This is a genomic window from Janthinobacterium sp. TND4EL3 (assembly GCF_900156175.1).
GTDB lineage: Bacteria > Pseudomonadota > Gammaproteobacteria > Burkholderiales > Burkholderiaceae_D > Janthinobacterium.
In genome coordinates, this window is the sequence record NZ_FTMV01000005.1 from 1 (window position 1) to 16045 (window position 16045).

A 16045-nucleotide genomic window follows, 5' to 3' on the forward strand; every position below is an offset into this window, starting at 1 on the left:
GTCAAGGCAAAGTCCGGTTCCACCATCGTCGAAGTCACGCCCGAGTCCGCCGGCTGGACGCACGTGGGCTTTGCCGCGCACCGCCTGGCGCCCGGCGAGACCCTGAAGCTGGAGACGGGCAAGCGCGAGCTGTGTCTCGTCGTGCTGACGGGCACGGTCAACGTGCAGGCGGGTGGACAGACCTGGGACGCCATCGGCAAGCGCGCCAGCGTCTTCGAGGACGTCTCGCCCTACGCCGTGTATGTGCCGCTGGAAACCACGGTCAGCATCACGGCCGTGAACGCCGCCGAGGTCGCCCTGTGCAGCGCGCCGGCCACCCACCAGCGCCCGGCGCGCCTGATCGAACCGGCCAGCATGACGCGTTCCGTGCGCGGCAAGGGCGCGAATACCCGTTATGTGTGCGACATCCTGCCGCAGACGGCCGAGGCGGACGGCTTGCTGGTGGTGGAAGTCGTCACGCCGTCCGGCCACTCGTCGAGCTATCCGCCGCACAAGCACGACAGCGACAATATTCCAACCGAGAGTTCGCTGGAGGAAACCTATTACCACCGGCTGAACCCCGAACAGGGCTTTGCCTACCAGCGCGTCTACACGGATGACCGCTCCATCGATGAAGCCATGGCCGTGGAAAACCACGACGTGGTGATGGTGCCGCGCGGCTACCACCCCGTCACCGTGCCGTATGGCTATGACGGCTATTACCTGAACGTGATGGCCGGCCCCAAGCGGGTCTGGCACTTTAAAAACGACCCGGCCCATGACTGGCTGATGACGAAATAACCAAGGATAAACAATGACGACCCCGATGATCGGCCACTTTATTGGTGGCAACCCGATGGCCTCGCGCTCCGAGCGCACGAGCGACGTCTACAATCCCGCCACGGGCGCCGTGACGGCGAAGGTTTCCCTGGCCACTTCCGTCGAACTGAACGCGGCCGTGGCTGCCGCCCACGCGGCCTTTCCCGCCTGGTCGCAAACGTCCCCTTTGCGCCGCGCCCGCGTCATGTTCAAGTTCAAGGAATTGCTGGAAGAACATGCCGACCAGCTGGCCGAGCTGATTACGCGTGAGCACGGCAAGGTCTTCACGGATGCCAAGGGAGAAGTGACGCGCGGCATCGAAGTGGTGGAATTTGCCTGCGGCATCCCGCAGATGATGAAGGGCGAGTATTCGGAACAGGTAGCCGGCGGCATCGACGCCTGGTCGATCCGCCAGGCGCTCGGTGTCTGCGTCGGCATCACGCCCTTCAACTTTCCCGTGATGGTGCCGATGTGGATGTTTCCGATGGCGATTGCCTGCGGCAATACGTTTGTATTAAAGCCGTCGGAGCGCGACCCGTCGGCCAGCCTGCTGCTGGCGCAGCTGCTGACGGACGCGGGCTTGCCGGACGGCGTCTTCAACGTGCTGCAGGGCGATAAAGAGGCCGTCGATGGCTTGCTGCACCACCCGGACGTGCGCGCCGTCAGCTTCGTCGGTTCCACGCCGATCGCCGAGTATATCTATGCGACGGGCTGCGCGCAGGGCAAGCGCGTGCAGGCCCTGGGTGGCGCGAAAAACCACATGGTCGTCATGCCCGACGCGGATATTCCCCAGACGGTCGACGCCCTGATGGGCGCCGCGTTCGGTTCGGCCGGCGAGCGCTGCATGGCCATTTCCGTCGTCGTGGCGGTGGGCAATGTGGCGGATCAATTGGTGGAAGCCCTGGTGCCCCGTATCGCGGCATTGAAGATCACGCAGGGCATGGACCTGTCGGCCGAGATGGGGCCGGTGGTGACGCAGGTGCACAAGGACAAGATCGCCGGCTATATCGCGCAAGGTGTGGAAGAGGGCGCCAAGCTCATCTGCGACGGGCGCGGCTTTGTCCTGCCCGGCCACGAGCACGGTTTTTTCCTCGGCGGCAGCCTGTTCGACCATGTCACGCCGGAGATGACGATCTACAAGGAAGAAATCTTCGGTCCCGTCCTCTGTATCGTGCGCGTGCCCGATTTCACGGCGGCACTGGACCTCGTCAATGCGCATGAATACGGCAACGGCACGGCCATCTACACGCGCGACGGCAACACGGCGCGCGAATATACGCACCGGGTGCAGGTGGGGATGGTGGGAGTGAATGTGCCGATTCCCGTGCCGATGGCCTTCCACAGCTTCGGCGGCTGGAAGCGCAGCCTGTTCGGCGACCACCATGCGCACGGCCCGGAATCGGTGCGTTTCTATACCAAGCAGAAGGCGGTGACGCAGCGCTGGCCGGCCTCGACGGCGGCCGGGGCGGAGTTTGCCATGCCGACCTTGAAGTAAAGCGCGCTGGCGGCGCGCACTATCAGCGCGTCAGCGCGCCGCCACGTGTCCGTAGCAGGTTTTCAGTTTCGCATAGTCGTAAAAGACGCTGCCCGGCGCGATGCGGGCGCCGTCGCAAGCGGCCTGGAAGTCCGTTTCCTTTTCGTTGTACAGCAGGCGCACGATGAGCTGTCCTGCGTCGTTGCGGTACACATCCCACTGCATATTGGCCGCCAGCGGCGAGACGCTCTGGCCGCGCCATGGATTGTCTGCATAACTGTAGCTGACCGATGCCGGCAAGGGGGCCAGCGCCTGCTGCAAGCCCATGGCCGACGCGAGCGGAATAATCATCTCGGCGTGCGTGAAGCGCAGCTTGGCCGCGTGGCGCACATCTCCCCTGGCCAGCGCATCGACCTCATTGAAAAAATCGTCGCGCAAGGCCAGCGCGAAGCGCCACGTCACACCGCTGCTTTCCGTGGTGGCCGGTCCCTTCTGGTAAAAATCCTCGTGGTCGGCGACATAGGCGTAGTAGCGGGCGTCCTCGGCAGGCATGTAGCGGCTGAAATCGGCCGGCATTTCATGCCGCATGCCGGCGGTGATCGCATACAGCTCGTACAATTTCGTCGCGGCGGCATTCAGGCTGCGAATCACGGTCTTGCCGCTGCCCGTCATGGTGCGCGTGAACTTGCCGTCGGCGCTGGTGAAGGTGTAGCTGCCCGTGTCCGCATAGCTGGCGCGGCCGCCTTCAAACTGGTCGAGGAAGGCGGGAGAAAACAGCCGTTCGAGCACGTGGCGCGCATGTGCGGTCGCCGCAGGCAGCCTGGCCGGGGCGCCCATCAGCGCATGCAGCTGCTTGCTTCGTTCATAGTACTGGTAGGCCTGGCTGGCGGCATAGGTGGCGTAATACGGGTTGGCCGGATCGGTGACGCGGTCTGTCTGCGGCGCCAGCTTGTGCGCGTACAGCAGGAAGCGGTTGACGCCATCGGGCTGCAATATCGGCTGTACCGCAGGCTTGCGCCCCTGCGGATATGGCGCCGGCGCGGGCGGTAGATATACCAAGGGTGTCAGCGCTGGCGCGTGTTCGAGCAGCGACTGCGTGAAGAAGCGTGCGCTGTCGCGCGCGCGGTCCACGCCGGAATGGATGGTGAGGAGCTGTCGCGGCGCTGTCGCGGCGTCCTTTCCCACCTGCGCGAACAGGGCCGGCAGGCGCGCCAGCATGCGCACGGCCAGCTGCCGATGCTCGTCGATACCCGTCTGCGACAGATTGCCGTAGCCGGGCCGCTCGATGCCTCCCACGCCATAGCCGAGCAAGGCATTGGCCTTCATCAGGGCCAGGATGTCGGGACCGAGTTCGCGGCCCAGGGGCGTGAGCGCATCCTGCGCGGCGGCCTGCTGCCACATCGCATACAGGGCCGCGTCGTTCTTCATGCTGGTGAGCCCGCGCGAACCGTGGCGCGCCACCAGTTGCGTGAAGATGGGCTGGAAGCCGGCCGGCGGCGCGGCGTAGGTGGCCGGGTCCTGCTGCGGCGCATATGGCGTCTTGGTCTGGTAATGGCCTTCGACGGCCAGCGTGGGGCCGGCGCATATGGCGAGGGCCAGGGCCAGCGGGATGCTGGCCAGGGGAAGCGATGGAGGCATGGGGGTCCGTGACGTGATGAGTTCCTGGGCGCAAGCCTAGCATCAAACGCCAAACTGGCGGGCACGGCTGGAGCCGGCCCGCCCACGCTTACCGCTTACTGCGCCACGTGGCCGTAGCAGGTCTTCAGCTTCGCATACACATAGAAATGGCTGCCGGCCGCATGGCGGGCGCCATCGCAGGCGGCCTGGAAGTCGGTTTCCTTTTCGTTGTACAGCAGCTTGACCAGCACATTGCCGCTGGCGTCGCGGTACACGTCCCACTGCATGTTGGCCGCCATCGGTGCCACGTACAGGCCGCGCCAGCTGCTGTTGTCATAACTGTAGGTCTGCGCCGCCGGCAGCGCGCCGACGACGGTCTTCAGGCCCATGGCCGTGGCCAGCGGGATGATGGCTTCCGCATGCGTGAAGCGCAGCTTGGCGCCGTGCGACAGGTCGCCGCGCGCGATGGCGTCCACTTCCGTGAAGAAGTCCTCGCGCAGCGCGCGCACGTAGTTCCAGGTGACGCCGGCGCTTTCCGTGGTGCCGGGACCCTTGTTGTAGAAATCCTGGTAATCCTGCACGAAGGCCTGGTACTTGGCCGCGTCCGACGGCATGTACTGCACGAAGTCGGCTTTGACCTCGTTCGTCATGCCGGCCATGATGGCGTACAGGTTGTACAGCACGGAAGCTGCATCGGCCAGGCCCTTGATGGTGGTCTCGCCGTCGCCGGTGACAGTGTTGGTGAACTTGCCGTCGTCGCTGGTGAAACTGTAGGTGCCCGTATTGGCGAAGCTGTAGGTGCCGTTGTCGATCTTGTCGACAAACGGCTTGCTAAACAGCCGTTCCAGCACTGCACGGCCCAGGGTGCGCGCCGTGGCGTCCGTGTCGATGGCCGTGTACTTGGCCAGGAAGTCGGGGCTTTTCAGGTAGTTCTGGTAGGCCTGGCTGTCCTGGTAGGTCTGGTAGTAGCCGTCGAGGGCATCGGTGACGAGGTCCGTCTTCGGCACCAGCTTGTGCGCATACAGCAGGAAGCGGTTGGTGCCGTTCGGCTGCGCCACGGGCTTGCCGGCCGGGTAGCCGGCCGGCGCTGGCGGCAGGGTGATCAGCGGCGCGACGTTGGGTGCCGTGGCGGCCAGCGACTGCGCAAAATATGCGGCGCTGTCCTTGGCGCGGTCCACGCCGGAACTGACGGTGACGATCTTGCGCGGCGCGCTGGCGGCGCTCGCGCCCAGTTGCGTGAACAGGGCGGGCAGGCGCGCCAGCATGCGCACGGCCAGCTGCTTGTGCTCATTGATGCCCGTCTGCGACAGGTTGCCGTAGCCGGGCGCCGTGATGCCGTCCACGCCGTAGCCGAGCAGCGCGTTGGCCTTCATCAGTTTCAGGATGTCGGCGCCCAGCTTTTGCCCCAGCGGCGTGAGCGCATCGTCGGCGGCGGCCCTTTGCCAGACGTTGTAGAAGGCGGCGTCGTACTTCATGCTCGACAGGCCGCGCGAACCGTGGCGCGCCACCAGTTCGGTGAACACGGGCGCGTAGCCGGCCGGTGCCGCTTCATACGTGGCCGCGTCCTGCTGCGGCGTGTACGGCGTCTTGGTCTGGTAATAGGTGGCGGTCGGCGGCGTCACAGGGGGCGTCACCGGCGGCGTGACAGGGGGCGGCGTATCGTCGCCGCCACAGGCGGCCAGGGAGAGCATCAGGATGGACAGGGGAAGATGGCGTGCATGCAGCATGGCGTTTCCTTTGGATATGAGTTGCCCGGGCGCGCCGCGCAGGACGGCGCACCCAGGGCAGACAGGCAGGAGGGGGGATTACAGCTTGAGGGCCTTGGCCAGGCTGTTGGCGCGCGCATCGCGCTCGCTCAATGGCGCCAGGCCATGGCGTTCCTCGATGAACTTCAGGATCGACACGGTTTCATACTCGGTATGGTCGATATGCCCGCCTTCGCTGAACGGCGAGATGACGAGGGCGGGGATGCGCGTGGCCGGGCCGAAGCGGTCGCCTTTGGGCGGCGCCACGTGGTCCCAGAAACCGCCGTTTTCATCGGTGGTGACGATGATGACGGTATCCTTCCATTGCGGGCCTTCCATGATGGCGTTGATGATGGCCACGCCCTCGTCGTCGCCGGCCGCCACGCTCGATTTGTCCATCCCCGGATGCATGTTCTTCTTGCCCATGGGCTTGTAGAACGAGACGGGCGGCAGCTTGCCCGCCTGGACATCGGCGATCATGTCGGAACGGTCCTTCAGGTGCGTGGCGCGCTGCTGCGGGCTGTCGATGAAGCGCTTGAAGTAGGTGAATGGCTGGTGATGATACGAGAAATCGTCGGCCTTCTTGCCCGACTTGGTCGAGGCGACGGCGATGTCGTAGCCGTCCGCATAATAGACCCACGAGATACCCTTGTCCGTCAGGCGGTCGCCGATGGTGGGCATGGTTTGCGGCGGCAGGAAGGTCTGCTTCTTGGTCGGATCGAACAGCAGCGGGCCCTGCATGGTGTTGACGGCGTAGCCGTCCTGCGTCACTTCCGCTTCCTCGCCCTTCTTGTGGCCGGTGCCGCGCTCATCCTGGGCGACGATGGACTTGGGCGCGTTCGGGAACACGGGCGTGCAGGCGCAGGTCAGCCACATGTGGTTAAGGAAGGAACCGCCGTAGGCGGACTGGAAAAAGCGGTCGGCCAGGGTGTAGCGCTGCGCCAAGGCCCACAGTTTGAGCTTGCTGCCGTCGAAATAGCCCATGGGCAGGGCGCCCGTGTTGCCCTCGACGACGAAGCGGTCGTTCTTGCCGTCGTTGATCTGGCGCTTGTGCGTCCAGAATGCATGCACGGGACTGGCCGTCTTGTCGCCCAGCGACACGCTCGGCTCCATGTGGAAGGGCGCGTTGGCGATGTCGCCCTTGAAGCGCTGGTCCAGGCCGCCCTTGTCGAGCGCCACGGCCGGCAGCATCGCATACGGCTTGCCATCGGGGCCGGTCTGCGTGGTGGTGTCCGGCGACCGGCCATTGGCGATGCCGTCGGCGCCTGGGAAGGTGCCGAACAGATGGTCGAAGCTGCGGTTTTCCATGTACACGACGACGATCTGGCCGATCTTCGCCAGCTTCGGATCGGCGGCGGCTGTGGCAGCGGTATTGTGCTGCATGCCGGCGGGGGTGGTGCAGGCCGCCAGGCCGATGGCCCCGGCGCCGAACAGGGCGATTCTTAGAACGTGGTTCAACATAACAGTCTCCTTGATGCGCCTCCGTGGACGGGGCGCTTTTTTTAGTGGTGTGGCCAGAACAGGCTTTTTGAAGAAATTGCACACGTGTGCAGCACGCGTGTGCAAACAGTAACCCGGATTTTTTTCGATGTCAACAAGTACAGGCGGGGGATGAAAAAGTGTGGAAAACGGGGAACGGCGGGCGCTGCGGGGCGGTGGCGGGCGGCAGACGACGGCGTTGCGCCATCTGCCATGCCGAAGCGCTTAGCGCGTCGTGCCGCGCCGCACCAGCGTGACGGGGACTTCCTTCAGGCGGCCCGGCATGGCAAATTTTTCCATGCGCTCGACCAGGCTCTTGACGGCGCGGCGCGCCAGTTCGCCCGCATCCTGGCGGATGGTGGTCAGCTGGTAGGCGTCGAGCGCCGCCATGGGAATGTCATCGAAGCCGATCACCTGCAATTGCGCGGGCACGTCGATGCCGTACTTGCTGCGCGCCGCGTCGATGAAGCCGCAGGCGATCAGGTCGGTGGCGCAAAAGACGCCGTCGGGCAGCTTGCCCGAGGCGAGCAGGGCGTCGGCCGCTTCCTGGCCCGCCTGGTAGCCGATGGCGTCGGCCAGGTATTCGACGGCCGTGCAGCGCTTCTTCGCCACGGCCGGCGCCAGGTGGTCGAGGAAGGCCTTGCCGCGCGCGATGCCGCTGAAACTGCTGGCGCGCGTGTTGACGAAGGCCAGCCGTTTGGCGCCGCTGTCGAGCAGGGTGCTGGCCGCCAGTTCGCCGCCGTGGCGGTTGTCGCTGTTGACCACGTCCACGCCCTTCAGGTCGCGTGCGCGGTTGATCATGGCCACCGGCACTTGCCGCTGCAGGTATTCCGTGGCGACGGCGGACGGCGGCGAGCCGGACGTCATGATGACGCCGGAAATCTTGTAGCTGAGGAGGATGCGCAGCAGTTCGCTGAGGCGCTCGGGATCTTCCGCATTCATCAGCAGCGGCACCAGCGCATGTTCGCTCAGGCTGCGCGTGACTTCGCCCAGCAGGGCCACGCGGAACGGGTCCGTGAAGCCCGTGATGACGACGCCCACCAGATTGCTCTGGCCCTGGTTCATGCTGCGCGCCAGGATGTTGACCTGGTAGCCCAGCGACTGCGCCGCTTCCATCACGCGGGCCCGCGTTTCGGGCGCCACGCTGGCGCCGGGCGTGAACGTGCGCGAGACGGCAGAGCGCGAGACGCCGGCCCGTTTGGCGACGTCCACCGAAGTGACCCAGGACTTGTCTTTTTGTTCCATTGACGGTGTAGATGATTGAGAGGCCGATGCACGATGCGGTGCGGCGCAACGCCGCGCCATCATCTTAGCCGAAAATCCCGGCCGCGGCGCGAACTGAATGCCAGTCAGAATGCCAGTTGTCGGACAGGATGACATGGCGCCAGCCGAGAGCGTTGCTGATGTTGAGCGCCAGGGCCATTCATGGCTTGCCAGCCCAGGCGTGCAATCCGGATCGGGAGGCCCGCCGGGTGCCTGGCGCGCGGATCGCCGCCCGCTGGCTGTAAAGCGAGCGCCGATGCTGCCCAAGGCTGGGCGACGGACATCAGGTTTCAAAGACCGCGGATGAGAGTCATTGTCGGCGCCAGCTTGTCACGATCCCTGCTTGCAGGGGGCAGGTGTTGCATACAGGCCGCATGCGCGACGGCCGGCAATGAAAAAACCCGCCGCTGCACGGGGCAGGGCGGGTTCATCAGTGCTGCAAATTCTTGGTGGTGATAGGTGGACTTGAACCACCGACCCCAGCATTATGAATGCTGTGCTCTAACCAACTGAGCTATATCACCAAACAGACCGGTCAGACCGGATGCTGGTTTTGACCAGGTGAAACCTGATCGATGTTCTTTGGTGGTGATAGGTGGACTTGAACCACCGACCCCAGCATTATGAATGCTGTGCTCTAACCAACTGAGCTATATCACCCAACAGCCGAGCATTATCCAGTCTTCCCATTTCCTTGTCAATGCCGGCGCAAAAAAATGTGCGGATTTTTCGTGGTGCATTCTTGTCGTGGCTATTTCGGCAACGCTTGGATCTGCGCCAGCATGGCCGCAGCCGGGTCTGGGCCCAGGCAATCGACGACGATGCGCTCCGGCATCGAGCGCAGCCAGGTCAGCTGCCGCTTGGCCAGCTGGCGCGTGGCGATGATGCCCGTCTCGCGCAGGGCGGCGCGGTCGATGCGGCCATCGAGGTATTCCCAGGCCTGGCGGTAGCCCACGCAGCGCATCGAGGGCAGGCCAGGGTGCAGGTCGCCACGGCGGCGCAGCTGCTCCACTTCATCGAGCAGGGCGTCGTTTTTCAGCATGAGGTCGAAGCGCGTGGCGATGCGCGCGTGCAGCACGGCGCGGTCGGACGGCTCCAGTGCGAACGATTGCAGCCGGAATGGCAGCACGGTCTTTTCGCGGCGGTCCAGCAGGGCCGACATGGGCTGGCCGGACAGGGCGATGATTTCCAGCGCGCGGCCGATGCGCTGCGCATCCTGCGGCGCCAGGCGCGCGGCCGTGACGGGGTCTTGCTCGGCCAGGCGCGCATGCATGGCGGGCCAGCCGATGGCGGCCGCGTCCTCTTCCAGCCGTGCGCGCAAGGCTGGATCGGCGCCTGGCAAGTCGTCGAGACCGTCGGCCAGGCCCTTGAAGTACAGCATGGTGCCGCCGACGAGCAGCGGCAGCTTGCCGCGCGCGGAGATGTCCGCTACCAGACGCAGGGTATCGTTGCGGAACTGCGCCACGGAATAGGCATCGAGCGGGTCGATGATATCGATCAAATGATGCGGTACCTGGGCCAGTTCTTCCTGCGACGGCTTGGCCGTGCCGATATCCATGCCCCGGTAGACGAGGGCGGAATCGACGGAAATGATCTCGGACGGGATCGCTTGCGCGATGGCCAGCGCACTGGCCGTCTTGCCGCTGGCCGTGGGGCCCATGATGGCGACGGCCAGGGGGAGGTGTGGGGCGTTTTGCATGTTGGTTTTGTATGATGTGGTGCAAAAGAGACTGGCAAAACGTTCAGGGCAAGGCGCATTGCCGAAGACAGTACGGCTAGTACGGCGAGGCAGTGCAACGCCGCCATGGACGTTTTTCAGGCTCTTTTACTGGCCGCGCAGGAACAGTTTATCGAGCGCGTTGATCTCGACCTGCACCCACGTGGGCCGGCCATGGTTGCACTGGTCGGCGCGTTCCGTGCTCTCCATCTGGCGCAGCAGGGCGTTCATCTCCTGCACCGACAAGATCCGGTTGGCGCGCACGGCCGTGTGGCAGGCCAGGGTGCCCAGCAATTCGTTCTGGCGCTCGATCAGCACGCGCGAGCCGCCGTATTCGCGCACGTCGCGCAGCACGTCGCGCGCCAGGGTTTGCGCGTCCGCGTTCTTGAGCAGGGTCGGCACGGAGCGCACGGCCAGGGTGGTGGGCGACAGGGCGGCGATGTCGAAGCCCAGCGCTTTTAACGTCTCCTGGTTTTCATTCGCCGTCGACACTTCGATGGCGTCCGCGTAGAACGTCACGGGGATCAGCAAGGATTGCACCTGCATGTCCTGGCCGGAGACCTGCGCCTGCAGCGCGTTTTTCAGCTGTTCGTACAGGATGCGCTCGTGCGCCGCGTGCATGTCGACCAGCACCAGGCCCTTGGTGTTTTGCGCCAGGATGTAGATGCCGTGTAGCTGGGCCAGGGCAAAGCCCAGCGGATATTCTTCGCGCGCCATCGCTTCGGGCGAGGCGATGTAGGGCTCCACCTGCGTGACCGGCGAGTTGGCGGCACCTGCGCCGCCGCCGAACAGGGCGCCGTAGGCCGCCGTGTCCTGCCCCACGCCTGGCGCGTCGGCAAAGAAGGGGCGGGCCGCGCCGGGCGGGGCGGGCGCGAAGGTATTCGTAAATTGCGCGCCGAACGAGGTCTGCGTCTGCTCGCGGCGCCAGATGCCGGGGCCGCCGGTAGCCGCGCCCGCGTCGCCGCCGCCCAGGGTGGAGGCGGCCGGCAGCGGCGCCGGCACGCTGCCGAAGGCCGTGGCCGACGTTTGCGCCAGCGCGCGCTGCACCGCGTGGAAGACGAACTGGTGCACGGAGCGGCTGTCGCGGAAGCGCACTTCGATCTTCGACGGGTGCACGTTGACGTCGACCAGGGCCGGGTCGAGGTCGAGCGCCAGCACGTACGACGGGAAGCGGTCGCCATGCAGCACGTCCTGGTAGGCCATGCGCACGGCGTGCACGAGCAGCTTGTCGCGCACGAAGCGGCCGTTGACGTAAAAGAACTGGCCGTCGGCGCGCGCCTTGGAGGCTGTCGGCAAGCCGGCAAAGCCGTGCAGGCGCAGGGTGCCGGCCGATTCGTCCAGCGCCAGGCGCGCCTCGGCGAAGTCGTTGCCCAGGATGTGGGCGCTGCGCTTGGCCAGTTCGCTGATATTCCACTGGTCGATGGTGCGGCCGTTGTGCGACAGCGAGAACGACACGTCGGGCCGGGCCAGCGCGATGCGGCGCACGACTTCGGCGCAGTGGCCGTACTCCGTCTGCTCGGACTTGAGGAATTTGCGCCGCGCGGGCGTGTTGAAATACAGGTCCTGCACGTCGACCGTGGTGCCGTGCGCGCCCGACGACGGCGAGACGCTGCCATTGTGCGAGCCGACGATTTCCCACGCATGGGCCGCGTCTGCCGTGCGCGAGGTCACGGTGACGGCGGCCACCGAGGCGATCGAGGCCAGCGCCTCGCCCCGGAAGCCCAGGGTGCCCACGTTTTCCAGGTCGTGCAGCGATGCGATCTTCGAGGTGGCGTGGCGCGCCAGGGCCAGCGGCAGCTGATCTTTATCAATGCCGCGGCCGTTGTCGGTAATGGCGATGCGTTTCACGCCCCCTTCTTCCAGCCGCACCGTGATCTGCGTGGCGCCCGAGTCGAGCGCATTTTCCAGCAATTCCTTGACGACGGCCGACGGCCGCTCGACCACCTCGCCGGCGGCGATTTGCGAAATCAACTGGTCAGGCAAGGCCTGGATCGGGCGGTGGGGCGTGATGGGAGCGTTCATGCCCTGATTATAGCGGGTTGCGAATTGTCGGGCACCGGCTACTTCGCCACCTCCCGCACCGGTATCGGTGCATTGCACAGGTCGACGTGGCCGGCCGTGACCTTGCTCCAGGGGCCGCCGCGGTGGCGCTGGGCTTCCAGCACGGCCTGGTAGGCGGCGCTGTCGGTACGCATCACTTCCAGGTTGCTGCGCTGCTCCGGTGGCACGCTGGCGGCCAGGCGGATGGACTTGATCGGCACGTTTTTCTCGGGACTGTCGTAAAAGCCCATGGGCGCCGTGCCGCGCGGCAGGGTGGACAGCAATGGCATGCCGGAGACGACCCTGCCGACGACCGTGATGTCGCGGTCCAGGTGGCGCGGCGACTGGCCAATGACGGCGTACAGCTCGGTGCCGCCGCCGCTGTCGCTGGCGCTGTCGCGGCCCACGCCCACGGTGGCATAGCAATGCGTGAGCCAGGCCGTGCCGCTTTTCGGATCGCGCGCGGACGGGAAACCGTTCGAATGGCCCACTTGCGGCGCATAGCCATCGACGTCCGGCAGGCGGGTAAAGCTCTTGATGTTTGTCAAAGGTACCGTGAATTCGCCGGGCAGGGTGCGCTGGGCATGCCGGATCGGCTTGGGATTTTTCTCGTTCGGATCGCCCCACTGCGCCACCCAGTTATCCTGCGCGCGGGTGATGGCCAGGCCGTCGTAATACTGTTCGGCCACCAGGGCCTTGATATTGGCCACGTGCTTCGGCGCGAAGTCCGGCGCCAGTTCGATCACCACGCGGCCGGCGGGAATGTCCATATATAAGGTGTTGTCCGGGTCCAGCGCACGCCAGTCGGATGGTTTCGAGGCCTTGATCACGTCGGCCAAGGTCGCCTTGGCGGGCAGTTCGGCGGGCGCCTTGATCTGGACAGGCGCCGCGTTGGCCGTCAGATGTGCAAGGCCCAGTACGGTGGCCATGGTCAGGCCGCTCAATGGGTGTCGATACATGTTTTCTCCTGGTGGGCGCGGGTTGCGCCGTGCAGAAAGTGTATACCGGAATGGCAATATTTCGCTGAAAAAACATTGCGCTGGGCTTGTCCGGCCTGCGGGGAGGCAAACTGGGCCGGACGCTTTGGCATGGCGCTTTCCTTAACCTTTCCTTAAATTGCCACACACGCAAGGGCGACGCATAATTAATCCTGAAATATCGGGTCTGGGACTGCCGTTGCGCCGGCCGGGTGGTGTATGATTCCGCCGCTACCTTTAGGGAAAAATATATGGATTTTGTGCAATTCCTCGACATGATCGTGCATGTCGACAAGACGCTGGGTCTCTTGATCGAGCAGTACGGCACCCTCGTGTATGCGGTGCTTTTCGCCATTATTTTTTGCGAGACAGGCCTCGTGGTACTGTTTTTCTTCCCTGGGGATACCTTATTGTTTATCGCCGGCGCGTTCTGCGCGACGGGACAGATGCACCTGGGCCTGCTGATCGCGCTGCTCGTGACGGCCGCCATCACGGGCAACACGCTTAATTACTGGATAGGCGAAGCCATCGGGCAAAGGGTGTTTACCCACGATTACCGCTGGATCAACAAGGATGCCATGCGCCGCACGCATGAATTCTTTGAAAAGCATGGCGGCAAGACCATCATCCTGGCCCGTTTCGTGCCAGTGGTGCGTACATTTGCCCCGTTCGTGGCCGGCATTTCCGACATGACGCATGCGCGCTTCCAGATGTACAACGTGACGGGCGCCCTGTTGTGGGTGGTCGGTCTGGTGACGGCGGGTTACTTCTTCGGCAATATCCCGTGGATACGCGACCACCTGACCTTGATTGTGCTGATCGGCGTCGGTGCCGCCGTCGTGCCGGTGGTGCTGGGCGGCATGTGGAAACTCTACAAGCGCATGGCCGGCAAGTCCGCTTGACGCTCCGTCGATCCAGGGCAAGTACGCTGCGGCACCGTCCGCAGCTGGCCCTGGATTAATTTTCCTCTCTGCATTTCTGTTTTAATCCCCTGCTGATTCAAGTTTTGTTGCTTTCCAGCCGTAAACCAGAGGGTATTCTCACTTTCTGGATTTCCATGCGACATTTGAGCGCCCTGTTAGCTTGCAGCCTTGCCGCCATGGCGGCCATGGCAAGCGCCAAAGATGCCCCCGCTTCGGCGAGCGCCGCCGCATCCGCGCCGATGTCGGCGTCGGCGCGCGCGGCCGCCATGAAAACCCTGACGGAATCGGTCAAGGGCAAGGAGGTCAAGGCGCCTGTCGCCGTCGCGCCCACGGCGCGCGAGAAGGAAGAAGCGGCCGAAGTCGACCTGTCCGAACGCATCGCGGCACGCCTGGCGGAAATGCGCGCCACCCAGGCGGCCCGCGCCGCCGCCCGCGCCAAGCGCGCCGCCGTGGTGAAGGCCGCGCCGCCGCCTCCACCGCCGGTGCCGCGCGGTACGCACTGGTCGTACGAAGGGGAGAGTGGTCCGGCCAACTGGAGCAAGATCAATGTCGACTGGGCCAAGTGCGGCAATGGCAATCGCCAGTCGCCGATCGACATCCGCGACGGCATGAAGGTGGAGCTTGAACAGATCAGCTTTGACTACCACCCCTCGTCGTTCAGTGTGGTCGATAATGGTCATACGGTGCAGGTGGGCGTGAGCGGCGGCAATTACATCACGGTGCAGAACCGCATGTTCGAGCTGCAGCAATTCCATTTCCACCGCCCGTCGGAAGAGCGCATCAATGGCAAGGCGTTCGAGATGGTGGTGCACCTGGTGCACCGCGATGCGGAAGGCCGGCTGGCCGTGCTGGCGCTGCTGCTGGAACGGGGCGCACCGCAAGCGACCATCCAGACCGTGTGGAACAACCTGCCGCTGGAAAAATTCGAGACCATGCAGCCCACCATCCTGCTTGATCCGGCCGAGATGCTGCCGGCGCGGCGCGACTACTACACGTATATGGGATCGCTGACTTCGCCGCCGTGCAGTGAAGGCGTGCTGTGGCTGGTGATGAAGCAGCCGGTACAGGCGTCGCCGGCGCAGATGGCGCTGTTCAGCCGTTTGTATCCCTTGAATGCGCGCCCGGTGCAAGCCGGTAATGGACGCATCATCAAGGAATCGAATTAAACGAATTCAAGGCGCTGGCTGCCGCTCCATGCGGCGCCGGCAGCCAGCGTATCGGGCTGGATCAGCGCCGGCTCGATGCAGATGAAGCGCTGGTACTCGTCGTCGGCCAGGTCGGGCAGGGCGGCCGCGTCCTGGGCGCCCGGGTTCCACACGACGGCATCCGTGAAGCCCTGCTGCTCCAGGCGCAGCGCATGGCCGCCGGATTGCAGGGTCAAGGCGCCCGGCAGCTGGTAGTAGATGCGGTCCAGCTTGTCCGAAAATTGCAGCATCTCTTCCGCCTGCAAGGCATCTTGCGGCGTCTCGTCCGAATAGCGCACGCGCTGCAGGCCGCCAATGCGGGCTTCGCTCAATTGATCAATCGCAAAATAGCTGTGCAGGGCGGCCGAGAACGGGAATGCCTGCTCGCCCGTGTTGTGCACGGACAGCTGCAGCTCCAGCGCCTGCGCCTTGACGGCCACGCGCAGGCGCAGGGTGAAGGTCCAGGGCCAGCTGGCGGCGATCGCCTCCGGCAGGTCCGTGTGCTGCAGGATGAATTGCGCCCATGCGGCCCCATCGGTGTCGCCCGTCGATTCCAGCTGCCAGCTCGCCACGCGCGCAAAGCCGTGGCGCATGCCCGTGCCGCGCGCGCCGAACTGGGGGAAAATCACGGGCACGCCGCCACGGATGGCGCGGCTGCCGTCGAGGGCGGAATTGCGGCTGCAGAACAGGCGCTCCTGGCCATCGCTGGTTTGCCACGAGACCAGATGGCCGCCGTACAGGGTGACGGTCGCCTGCGCGCCATCGGCGGCGCGGATGGTCACGGCCGGCAACTGGCCAAAGGTGCTGTTGCTCATGCTAGGCTTTCAT

General features: G+C 65.0%; 13 protein-coding genes and 2 tRNA genes. 4 read left to right on the forward strand and 11 right to left on the reverse strand.

Features of this window, described 5'->3' with window-relative positions; genetic code table 11:
• The coding region (gene iolB, locus BXA07_RS09830) for a 5-deoxy-glucuronate isomerase (protein ID WP_244556235.1) at positions 1-780 on the forward strand (780 nt) is incomplete at its 5' end.
• A gap of 13 nt (positions 781-793) precedes the next feature.
• The gene (locus tag BXA07_RS09835; RefSeq protein ID WP_076567725.1) at positions 794-2293 is read left to right on the forward strand and encodes a CoA-acylating methylmalonate-semialdehyde dehydrogenase; all 1500 of its coding nucleotides are present in this window, start codon (positions 794-796) and stop codon (positions 2291-2293) included.
• Between the two features lie 30 nt (positions 2294-2323).
• On the opposite strand, the gene BXA07_RS09840 is transcribed toward BXA07_RS09835, so the two are convergent.
• The 10 genes from BXA07_RS09840 to BXA07_RS30775 all read right to left on the reverse strand — a co-directional run bounded on the left by BXA07_RS09840 (position 2324) and on the right by BXA07_RS30775 (position 13223).
• Positions 2324-3910, reverse strand: coding sequence for a histidine-type phosphatase (locus BXA07_RS09840; protein ID WP_083708137.1), 1587 nt, complete (start codon positions 3908-3910; stop codon positions 2324-2326).
• 95 nt (positions 3911-4005) lie between these two features.
• Positions 4006-5616, reverse strand: coding sequence for a histidine-type phosphatase (locus BXA07_RS09845; protein WP_076567727.1), 1611 nt, complete (start codon positions 5614-5616; stop codon positions 4006-4008).
• Between the two features lie 78 nt (positions 5617-5694).
• Positions 5695-7095, reverse strand: a complete 1401-nt coding sequence (locus BXA07_RS09850; RefSeq protein WP_070311972.1) for an alkaline phosphatase family protein — start codon at positions 7093-7095, stop codon at positions 5695-5697.
• A 243-nt stretch (positions 7096-7338) separates the two neighbouring features.
• Positions 7339-8358, reverse strand: coding sequence for a LacI family DNA-binding transcriptional regulator (locus BXA07_RS09855; protein WP_076567729.1), 1020 nt, complete (start codon positions 8356-8358; stop codon positions 7339-7341).
• A 465-nt stretch (positions 8359-8823) separates the two neighbouring features.
• A tRNA-Met gene (locus tag BXA07_RS09860) sits at positions 8824-8900 on the reverse strand.
• 59 nt (positions 8901-8959) lie between these two features.
• Positions 8960-9036 (reverse strand) — tRNA-Met (locus tag BXA07_RS09865).
• A 91-nt stretch (positions 9037-9127) separates the two neighbouring features.
• Positions 9128-10075 (reverse strand): tRNA (adenosine(37)-N6)-dimethylallyltransferase MiaA, encoded by a 948-nt coding sequence (gene miaA / locus BXA07_RS09870; RefSeq protein ID WP_076567731.1) that lies wholly within the window; start codon positions 10073-10075, stop codon positions 9128-9130.
• Positions 10076-10201: 126 nt separating this feature from the next.
• Positions 10202-12115: a DNA mismatch repair endonuclease MutL gene (mutL, locus tag BXA07_RS09875; RefSeq protein ID WP_076567733.1), complete on the reverse strand. Its 1914-nt coding sequence runs from the start codon at positions 12113-12115 to the stop codon at positions 10202-10204.
• Positions 12116-12153: 38 nt separating this feature from the next.
• Positions 12154-13092 carry a peptidylprolyl isomerase gene (locus BXA07_RS09880; RefSeq protein WP_076567735.1) on the reverse strand — a complete coding sequence of 313 codons (939 nt, stop codon included), beginning with the start codon at positions 13090-13092 and terminating at the stop codon, positions 12154-12156.
• A complete protein-coding gene (locus BXA07_RS30775) occupies positions 13074-13223 on the reverse strand; it encodes a hypothetical protein (protein ID WP_170909638.1) in 150 nt (49 codons plus the stop codon). Before BXA07_RS30775 ends, BXA07_RS09880 begins: the two co-directional genes overlap by 19 nt.
• 138 nt (positions 13224-13361) lie before the next feature.
• Here BXA07_RS30775 and BXA07_RS09885 point away from each other — a divergent pair, with 138 nt between their 5' ends.
• Together BXA07_RS09885 and BXA07_RS09890 are read left to right on the forward strand one after the other, a co-directional pair.
• Positions 13362-14012 (forward strand): VTT domain-containing protein, encoded by a 651-nt coding sequence (locus tag BXA07_RS09885; RefSeq protein WP_076567736.1) that lies wholly within the window; start codon positions 13362-13364, stop codon positions 14010-14012.
• Between the two features lie 155 nt (positions 14013-14167).
• The gene (locus BXA07_RS09890) at positions 14168-15199 is read left to right on the forward strand and encodes a carbonic anhydrase (RefSeq protein ID WP_076567738.1); all 1032 of its coding nucleotides are present in this window, start codon (positions 14168-14170) and stop codon (positions 15197-15199) included.
• Here BXA07_RS09890 and BXA07_RS09895 read toward each other — a convergent pair.
• Positions 15196-16032 carry a D-hexose-6-phosphate mutarotase gene (locus BXA07_RS09895; RefSeq protein ID WP_076567739.1) on the reverse strand — a complete coding sequence of 279 codons (837 nt, stop codon included), beginning with the start codon at positions 16030-16032 and terminating at the stop codon, positions 15196-15198. The genes BXA07_RS09890 and BXA07_RS09895 overlap by 4 nt on opposite strands.
• Between the last annotated feature and the right edge of the window lie 13 nt (positions 16033-16045).